Raw genomic sequence first — 1,852 nt, 5'->3', positions numbered from 1 at the left:
TCATGCGAGTACACCCAGCGCTCGACGCCGGAGAACTGGCTGCCGATCACGAACAGCTCCTTGCTCCATGGGAAGTAGAACCCGCCCAGGCTGTCGGTGAGCGAGTTCAGGCTGTTGGTGTACAGGTTGTAGGTCGGCTTGATCAGCCCCAGGGTGCTGAGCACGGTCACTTCATCCTCGAGTTCCGCCAGCGTCCCGCCATTCGCCAGGAAGCTGGCCTCCAGCACGGGGCGCACCTCGTCGGCCGGCAGCAGGTATCCCGCCACCGGCGAGAGCGGCGCCAGGCCGCGCAGGTCGGCCACCTCGCGGCCGATTTGCGCCATGGCGGCTGCCGTCGTCGGCTCCGGCGGCTTAGGCGTTCGACTCGGTGTTGGCGACGGGGTGATGGTGATGGTGGGCGTGAGCGTCGGTGGTGGTGAGGCCGTAGCCGTCCAGGTCGGGGGCAAAGTTGCGGGCGCGATCGCCGGCTGGGTCGGGGGACCGGCTCGCTGAGGGATCGACAGGTAGGCGATCACTGCCAGCACCAGCGCTGCCACCGCCCCCAGAGCGGCCAGGACCAGGGAGACGATCAGAAAGGCCCGCAACAGGCGGGCGCATCCGCCGCGTTTCTTGGGGGGCTTGGGAGATTCCGAGTCGTCGGCGACCAGGGCCGACGTAGAATCCCCCGGCATCCAGGCAGGCTCGGGCCGCGGCGCCCCCGCCGGGCGGGCGGCGGCTGCGCTCGGCCTGGGCTTGGGCGTCGACGAGGGGCCGGGCTGGGCGGGCGCAGCCTTGGCGGGCGAGGCGGCCGGCTGGGGTACCCCCGCCTTTGGCGGTCCGACGGCGGCCGCCGGGCTGACACGGCCCGGCGCCGGCTGCAGCGGCTTCTGCGCCGACCGCAATCTCGTCAGCCGCGCCCCGGCCGAGGTATTGCCCGGATTGATGGCCAGTGCGCGCTGCAGGCACTCGATCTGCTGTTTGGGATCGACTACAGCGAAGCTGAGCAGGAACCAAGCCTGTTCGGAATCGGGATACTGAACCACATGTCGGGCGAGCAGAGCCTGAGCAGACTGCAGGCGGCCGGCGCGCAGATGCTCGACCGCCATCCGCAGTTCCGGCATAAGGGCGTAATCCTTCCCATCCAGGGAGAAGGCGTCAGGCGGGACGGACATCCGGGGTTCCCCTCCTCCAGCGCGACCACAAATGACCGCGCCGTGGCGCGGCGAGCAATGCCACGGCGAAGATGGCGGTCGCCACTAGAACGATAGCAGGACCGGAGGCCAGGTTCCAATAGTAGGAAAGGTAGAGGCCAAGGAACGCAGAAAGCGTGCCAAAGGCCGCCCCCAGGGCCATCATCGACGGCAGCCGGCGGGTCAGCAGGTAGGCGGCCGAGGCCGGCGTGACCAGCATCGCCAGGACCAGCGTCACCCCGACGGCGTTCAGCGAGACGACAATCACGACGGCCATCAAGACCAGGAGCAGGTTCTTAAGGAAGCGCGCCGGCAGGCGCAGCGTGGCCGCCAGGACCGGATCGAATGAGAGCACCAGCAGCTCCTTGTAGAACACAAACACAGTCGCCAGCGCCAACACACCCAACACGCCCATCCAGAGCAGGTCCGTTACCGACACCCCCAGCAGATTGCCGAAAAGGATGTGCACCAGGTCGACGACATAGCCGCGTTGGGTGGAAAGCAGCGCCACGCCTAAGGCGAAGGCACCCGCGAAGATCACGCCAATGGCGCTGTCTTCCTTGATGCGCGTCCGCTCACTGATGGCGCCGATTCCCAGGGCGGCGATCACCCCGGCCAGCAGCGCACCCAGCACCAGCGGCCAGCCGGCCAGGTAGGCGATCACGATGCCCGGTAACACAATG

The 1,852-nt window shown here is 68.1% G+C and carries 2 protein-coding genes; both read right to left on the bottom strand.

Annotation, left to right across the window (positions count from 1 at the left end; translation table 11 throughout):
* On the bottom strand, window positions 1–1,151 hold a 1,151-nt coding region (locus MUO23_13930), incomplete at its 3' end, for a hypothetical protein (GenBank protein ID MCJ7514050.1).
* Window positions 1,135–1,852: metal ABC transporter permease (locus MUO23_13925; protein ID MCJ7514049.1), on the bottom strand; the 718-nt coding region annotated here is incomplete at its 5' end. The genes MUO23_13930 and MUO23_13925, both read right to left, overlap by 17 nt.

Source organism: Anaerolineales bacterium (genome assembly GCA_022866145.1).
Taxonomy (GTDB): domain Bacteria; phylum Chloroflexota; class Anaerolineae; order Anaerolineales; family E44-bin32; genus PFL42.
The sequence above is the reverse complement of the archived record's forward strand: the minus strand, read 5'-3'. Positions and strand labels throughout refer to the sequence as shown.